Origin of the sequence: Mesorhizobium sp. M7A.F.Ca.US.005.03.1.1 (genome assembly GCF_003997975.1) — a bacterium.
Classification (GTDB): Bacteria; Pseudomonadota; Alphaproteobacteria; order Rhizobiales; family Rhizobiaceae; genus Mesorhizobium; species Mesorhizobium ciceri.
In genome coordinates this window covers 23,686-30,176 of record NZ_RZRO01000077.1, presented here as the reverse complement: position 1 = coordinate 30,176, position 6,491 = coordinate 23,686, and the positions used below count along the sequence as shown (strand labels likewise).

Genomic DNA, 6,491 nt, shown 5'->3' with positions numbered 1-6,491 from the left:
CAATAGGGCAGTAGGGCAGTAGGGCAGTAGGGCAGTAGGGCAGTAGGGCAGTAGGGCAGTAGGGCAGTAGGGCAGTAGGGCAGAGACCTCCAGGCAATTCACTTGTTGTCACATATTGCCCTACTGCCCTACTGCCTTATTCCCCTACATCTTATCGATCACCGACTGCACGCCCTCGGTCGGGGCGTCGACGGACGATCCGGCTACCATGATGGCGGCGACGATCGCTTCGGGGTCGTCGACGACCAGCGGCTTGACCCGCTGCGCGGTGTGGATGAAGCCTTCGGCGGCCATGTGATCGAGCAGCGCCAGCATCGGATCCCAAAATCCTTTGACATTGGCGAAGACGATCGGCTTGCGATGATGGCCAAGTTGTCCCCAGGTCATGATCTCGACGATCTCCTCGACCGTGCCGATGCCGCCCGGCAGTGCCACAAAGGCGTCGGATTTCTCGAACATCTTGTGCTTGCGCTCGTGCATGTTGTCGGTGATCAAGAGTTCATCGAGCCGGTCAAGCGCTGTTTCGCTCGCCTCCTTGTTGATCAGGAAGCGCGGAATGATGCCCGTCACCTTGCCGCCGGCCTTGAGCGCGCCTTCGGCGACAGCGCCCATGATGCCTTTGGTGCCGCCGCCATAGACCAGCCGCAATCCCGCTTTGGCAATTGAGCGCCCGAGCAGGTGTCCGGCCTTGATATAGATTTCATCGCGGCCCGGAGACGAGCCGCAATAGACGCAGACGGATCGAATCGTGTTCATGTCGATGATTGGTGATTGGGTCTGAAAGCGCGGTCAAGCCCCAAGGGTTAACGGCCTGGGCTTTTTCTTGTCGGTATTGCTAAAACAGGCTAGACCGGCGTTAGGTGGCTAAGGGGTAGGGAAATATGGCAATTAATCCACTGAAGGCGTTCCTGTTCGCGGCGGGTGGGACCGTTGCGGCCGCGGGAACCGCCTATGTAGCGGGCGCACTCGACCCGTATCTCAATCCCACGCCGCCGGCGCAAGTGGCGGCGCAGACGCCGCCCGCAGCGGCAAAATCGGCCGATCCCGGCACCGAAGCGCGGCTGCCCGCCGCTGAAGTCCCGGCGGCTCCCGCCGCAGTGCCCCAGGCAACGGCACCCGCCGCACCGGCCGCGGACGCGGCGGCGCCTGCTGCGACCGGTCCGGTCGCACCGTCCTTCGATGTCGTGCGCGTCGAAAGCAATGGCTCGATTGTCGTCGCCGGCAATGCGGCGCCCAACGCCAAGGTCGAAATCCTCAATGGCTCGACGGTGCTTGGCTCGACGGTCGCTGGTCCCGATGGCGCCTTCGTTATCATTCTCGATGATCCGCTGAAGCCCGGCGATTATACGATCGCGCTGCGCGCGACCACCGGTGACGTCGTAACGCCCTCGGTGCAGACCGCCGTCGTTTCGGTTCCCAAGGATGCGGCCGGCCAGGTGCTGGCCATGGTCGAGGAGCCGGGCAAGCCGGCCGAATTGCTGACCGTTCCCGCACCCGAGACAAAGCCGGCTGCTCCGGCCGCCGCGCCGGCTGCTCCCACAGCCGAAGCCCCCGCAACCGCTCCGGCGCCAGCCGCCCCAGCGCCAGCCGTGGTCGACGCGACACCGGCTCCTGCAGCGCCGGCGACGCCGCCCGCTGCAGGCGTGACCGAGCCCAAGATCGTCGTCGAGGCGGTCGAGATCGACGGCAGCAAGATCTTTGTCGCCGGCCTCGCCGATGCCGGCCGCAAGGTGCGCGCGTATGCCAACGACATCCTGCTCGGTGACGCGCAAACTTCGACGGACGGTCATTTCCTGGTCGAGGCGACGCGCGACATTCCGGTCGGCAGCTACACAATCCATGTCGACGGCCTCGATGCCGACGGTGTGACAGTTGTGGCCCGCGCGGCCGTACCGTTCGAGCGTGAGCCCGGCGAAGCGATCGCCGCCGTGGCACCCTCGGCGCCGAAGCCCGTTCAGCCCAAGCCGGCCGCACCTGCCGCCGCCGAGGCGCCGGCCGCGGCCGAAACGGCCCCGGCCACGACGCCTGCTCCCGCCGCCGAGGCTCCGGCCGTTGTGGCGGAGGCGACGCCGCCAAGCGATGTGCCCGAGACCGTGGCGCCCAAGCTTGAACATGCCGACGGCGCCGTCATCATCCGCCGCAACGACACGCTGTGGCGGATCTCGCGGCGCGTCTATGGCCACGGCGTACGCTTCTCGACCATCTACCTCGCCAACCAGGACCAGATCAGTGATCCCGACCGCATCTGGCCGGGCCAGGTGTTCAAGGTCCCGGAAAAGTCGAAGGAAGGCGAAGCCGCCGACCTCAAGGCCATGGGCGAGCAGGCAACGACAGCGCCCGCCAAGACGGAGTAGGGTTTGAGCGCCGACGGTTGAGCGCAATCTCCCCCTTGTGGGAGATGCCCGGCAGGGCAGAGGAGGGCGCTGTCTCGCCAGCCTGTCGGCCAAATCCGGTCGAGCTACCTTACGGCTGCTCGTAATGCTTTGATCGTGGAAAGTCGCGATCCTTCGCGCCCCTCTCTGTCCTGCCGGACATCTCTCCCACGAGGGGGAGATTGGCGGTTCCGGCGCTCTGCCCATAGGGTTAGCTTGCCCCGTGCCAGTTCATCGTCTATCGCCGATGAACGATGGCAGAATCCCTGATGGAAACAAACGCATCATGCGGCGGTCCGGACAGCCGTGCGGTCGCCGCCCGACTTGCAGCGCTTTCCCATCCGGCGCGGATCGAAATCCTGAAACACCTATCGACGAGCAGTTCCTGCTGCTGCCGCGAGGTCGTCGACCGCTTAGATCTGGCGCAGTCCACCGTGTCACAACATCTGAAAATACTGGTCGAAGCCGGGCTGGTTCGCTTCGAGCCCGATCGCCAGCGCTCGCGCTATGCGATCGACCATGCCGCGCTCGCCGATGTCTCCGCATCGGTGGCCGCTCTCGTCAATTCCTGCTGCTCCGGCCGCTGAAATAAGAAGAAGGCACAAGAAATGGCCGAAAAAACCGTCTCCGACTCCTCGACTTTCAAGACGCTGCTCAATTTGTGGCCTTACATGTGGCCAGCGGATCGCGCCGATCTGAGAGCCCGGGTCACATGGGCGACGCTGTTGCTGGTCGTCGCCAAGCTGACGCTGGTCGCCGGTCCCTATTTCTTCAAATGGGCGACCGACGCGCTGGCCGGCGACGCCAAATCGGCGCCGCCGCTGCCGAGCTTCCTGCTGGCGCCCGTCATGCTGGTCGTCGCCTACAATGTCGTGCGCCTGGTGCAGCTTGGCTTCAATCAGTTGCGCGACGCGCTGTTTGCCCGCGTCGGCCAATATGCCGTGCGCCAGCTCGCCTTCCGTACTTTCGTTCACATGCACCAACTGTCGCTGCGCTTCCATCTCGAGCGCCGCACCGGCGGCCTGTCGCGCATCATCGAGCGCGGCACCAAGGGCATCGAGACGATCGTGCGCTTCATCATGCTCAACACGGCGCCGACCATCCTCGAATTCGCGCTGACCACGGGCATCTTCGCCTACACCTATGGCTGGAAATATGTGGTCGTCGTCGCGGTCACCGTCTGGGTCTATGTCTGGTTCACGGTCCGCGCCAGCGACTGGCGCATCTCGATCCGCCGCGACATGAACGACAGCGATACCGACGCCAACACCAAGGCAATCGACTCGCTGCTCAACTACGAGACGGTGAAATATTTCAACAATGAGGGCATGGAAGCCGAGCGCTTCGACCGCTCCATAGCACGCTACGAGGTCGCCGCGACGCGCATCTGGACCTCGCTTGGCTGGTTGAATTTCGGGCAGGGCATCATCTTCGGCCTGGGCACCGTCATCGTCATGTGCATGTCGGCGCTCGAAGTGCAGGCCGGCACGCAGACGGTCGGTGACTTCGTCTTCATCAACGCCATGCTGATGCAGCTGTCGGTGCCGCTCAATTTCATCGGCTTCATCTACCGCGAAATCCGCCAGGGGCTCACCGATATCGAGCAGATGTTCGATCTGCTGGATGTGCCGCAGGAGATCGTCGACAAGCCGGATGCCAGGCCAATCGCGGTCAGCGCCGGCAAGGTCGAGTTCCGCGACGTGCACTTCTCCTATGACCCGAACCGGAAGATCCTGAAGGGCATCAGCTTCGAGGTGCCGGCCGGCAAGACCGTCGCCATTGTCGGGCCTTCGGGTGCCGGCAAGTCGACCATCTCGCGGCTTCTGTTCCGCTTCTACGACGTGCAGGGCGGCCAGGTGCTGATCGATGGCCAGGATATCAGGGACGTGACGCAGGAGAGCCTGCGCGGGGCGATCGGCATGGTGCCGCAGGACACCGTGCTGTTCAACGACACCATCGCCTACAACATCCGCTATGGCCGCATCGGTGCCAGCGAGGAGGATATGCGCAAGGCGGCCGAACTCGCTCAGATCGGCCCGTTCATCGAGCGATTGCCTGACGGCTACAAGTCGATGGTCGGCGAACGCGGGCTAAAACTTTCGGGCGGCGAGAAGCAGCGCGTGGCAATCGCCCGCACCATTTTGAAGGCGCCGCCGATCCTGATGCTCGACGAAGCGACCTCGGCGCTCGACAGCCACACCGAACAGGAGATCCAGGCCGCGCTCGATCTGGTCAGCCGTGGCCGCACCACCATCGTCATCGCTCACCGCCTGTCGACGGTGATCACGGCCGATGAGATCATCGTGCTGCAGGACGGCCAGATCGCCGAGCGCGGCACCCATGCCGAGCTGATGCGCAAGCATGGCCTCTACGCCTCGATGTGGGACCGCCAGCGCGAGGCGACCGAGGCCGAAGAGCGGCTGCGCTTGGCTCGCGAAGGCGACGAACTTGGTGTCATCGTCCGCCGGCGCACGTCGGAGGTGAATTGAAGGTTCGGCGTGTGATCTGATTTTTGCACTTGATCTCAACTTAAGTTGAGATTGTAGGCCGTTCCTGGAGCCCAAAAAACACCATGATCCAGGAACGGAGCAATCGAAATGAGCAAGATAAATCAGACTGTTAACGGCGGCAGCGTGTTCAGGGTGGACAAATTCGTCGTCCCGGCCGGCGCCCGCGAGGAGATACTCGCCAAGGTCAGGACAACGCATGAATTGCTGCGCCTGCAGCATGGCTTCGTGCAGGATTTCCTGCTCGAGCAATTCTCCGGGCCGGGCGAATTCAACCTCGTCACCATCGTCGAATGGGAAAGCCAGGCGGCCGTCGACAATGTCGTGCCGATCGTCAAGGCCGCGCACGAGCGCATCGCCTTCAACCCGCAGGAGACGATCGCCCGGCTCGGCGTTCGCGCCGACATCGCCAACTATCAGAGGGTTCCCGGGCTGTAGCAAGGCTGTTACGGCCAGCCGATGCCAGGTGCCGGCGCTTCGACGCTGAACACCTGGCCGGTGCGGGCGTCGCTGACCATATGCTCGAAGCCGCGCCATTCGGCGGCGAGAATGAACAGCGTTTTCCTGTCGGTGCCGCCCAGCATGCAGGCAAAGCAGCCGCGATCGACGGTCACTGTCTGCAGCACCTCGCCGCCTTCACGCACCCGCACGCAACGCTTGTTGGGAACATCCGCATACCAGGCCGCCCCTTCGGCATCGAGGCAGATGCCGTCGGGATAGCCGTCGAGGTCGGCCCAGACCCTTCGGTTGGCAAGGCTGCCGTCGGCGGCAATGTCGAAGGCGGTCAGCCGATTGGCATGGGATTCCGCGACAATCAGCGTCTTGTTGTCCGGGCTCACTGCCATGCCGTTGGCAAAGGCGATATTTTCCGCCACCTGCCGGACCGCGCCGTCCGGCGTGATCAACACGATGGTGCCGGGGCTGAAATGCTCGCCAGAAGCCGGCGCCGGTCCGCCGCCATTGACATAGGTGTTGCCGCGCCCGTCGACGACGATCTCGTTCCAAGGGCTTTTCGACAGGTCACGCAAATCGGCGCGAGTGACGAGGCTCCCGTCGGCCTCCTGTCGTAGCAGCAGCCCTTCGCGGCCGGAGATGACGAGCAGGCGGCCATCCGGCAGCCAGTCAATGGAGTAGGGCAGGACAGCCGGTACGGTGAGCATGACCTCGCGGTTGCCGTCGGCATCGACGGCGATAATCTCGCCGGTGCCCCAGTTGCAAAGCCACAGCCGTCCGTCATGCCAGCGCGGCGACTCGCCGAAAGCGAGACCGGCAGTGACGAGATGCGCTTGGGGGGCAGGTGGTTTCTGCATGTAGGGGACTCCTTGTTGAGTGCGTCAGCATCGCCAAATGGTCCATGATGGCGCTGTCTCACCAAGGACGGGCGAGGCAGCGGTCTGCCGACAGGCACAGAACCGATAATTTTGGTTTGGCTGCTCTTTGCTGAGTTCGCGACGAAGCCTCGAGGTCAGTTTTTGGAGTGTTCTTCAAACTATCGGTTGAAGTGTTCTTCAAAATATTGGTAAGACGCAGTGAAAATGAATTTCAAGCGCCTTTTTATCCACTTTTCCAAGTGATATTCTGCTGACAGACTCTGATCTACCGGTATTGCTTT

At 63.2% G+C, this 6,491-nt stretch carries 6 protein-coding genes; 4 read left to right on the top strand and 2 right to left on the bottom strand.

Annotation, left to right across the window (positions count from 1 at the left end; genetic code table 11):
* Nucleotides 1-144: 144 nt before the first annotated feature.
* On the bottom strand, nt 145-756 hold the full coding sequence (locus EN990_RS25765; protein ID WP_013532550.1) for a TIGR00730 family Rossman fold protein: 612 nt from the start codon (nt 754-756) through the stop codon (nt 145-147).
* A 125-nt stretch (nt 757-881) separates the two neighbouring features.
* Here EN990_RS25765 and EN990_RS25760 point away from each other — a divergent pair, with 125 nt between their 5' ends.
* The 4 genes from EN990_RS25760 (at nt 882) to EN990_RS25745 (ending at nt 5,317) form a co-directional block, all read left to right on the top strand.
* Entirely contained in the window at nt 882-2,354 is a 1,473-nt protein-coding gene (locus EN990_RS25760) for a LysM peptidoglycan-binding domain-containing protein (protein WP_064993126.1), read from the top strand.
* A gap of 272 nt (nt 2,355-2,626) precedes the next feature.
* Nucleotides 2,627-2,959 (top strand): metalloregulator ArsR/SmtB family transcription factor, encoded by a 333-nt coding sequence (locus tag EN990_RS25755; RefSeq protein WP_013532548.1) that lies wholly within the window; start codon nt 2,627-2,629, stop codon nt 2,957-2,959.
* A 21-nt stretch (nt 2,960-2,980) separates the two neighbouring features.
* A complete protein-coding gene (locus tag EN990_RS25750) occupies nt 2,981-4,861 on the top strand; it encodes an ABC transporter ATP-binding protein/permease (RefSeq protein WP_127369359.1) in 1,881 nt (626 codons plus the stop codon).
* A gap of 108 nt (nt 4,862-4,969) precedes the next feature.
* On the top strand, nt 4,970-5,317 hold the full coding sequence (locus tag EN990_RS25745) for an antibiotic biosynthesis monooxygenase (protein ID WP_013532546.1): 348 nt from the start codon (nt 4,970-4,972) through the stop codon (nt 5,315-5,317).
* An 8-nt stretch (nt 5,318-5,325) separates the two neighbouring features.
* Here EN990_RS25745 and EN990_RS25740 read toward each other — a convergent pair whose 3' ends face one another.
* Nucleotides 5,326-6,189, bottom strand: a complete 864-nt coding sequence (locus EN990_RS25740; protein WP_013532545.1) for an SMP-30/gluconolactonase/LRE family protein — start codon at nt 6,187-6,189, stop codon at nt 5,326-5,328.
* Between the last annotated feature and the right edge of the window lie 302 nt (nt 6,190-6,491).

Bases quoted from the DNA above. Each gene is read 5' to 3' on its own strand.
- EN990_RS25755 (WP_013532548.1), top strand. From the start codon at position 2,627: ATGGCAGAATCCCTGATGGAAACAAACGCATCATGCGGCGGTCCGGAC.
- EN990_RS25765 (WP_013532550.1), bottom strand. From the start codon at position 756: ATGAACACGATTCGATCCGTCTGCGTCTATTGCGGCTCGTCTCCGGGC.
- EN990_RS25760 (WP_064993126.1), top strand. From the start codon at position 882: ATGGCAATTAATCCACTGAAGGCGTTCCTGTTCGCGGCGGGTGGGACC.
- EN990_RS25745 (WP_013532546.1), top strand. From the start codon at position 4,970: ATGAGCAAGATAAATCAGACTGTTAACGGCGGCAGCGTGTTCAGGGTG.
- EN990_RS25750 (WP_127369359.1), top strand. From the start codon at position 2,981: ATGGCCGAAAAAACCGTCTCCGACTCCTCGACTTTCAAGACGCTGCTC.
- EN990_RS25740 (WP_013532545.1), bottom strand. From the start codon at position 6,189: ATGCAGAAACCACCTGCCCCCCAAGCGCATCTCGTCACTGCCGGTCTC.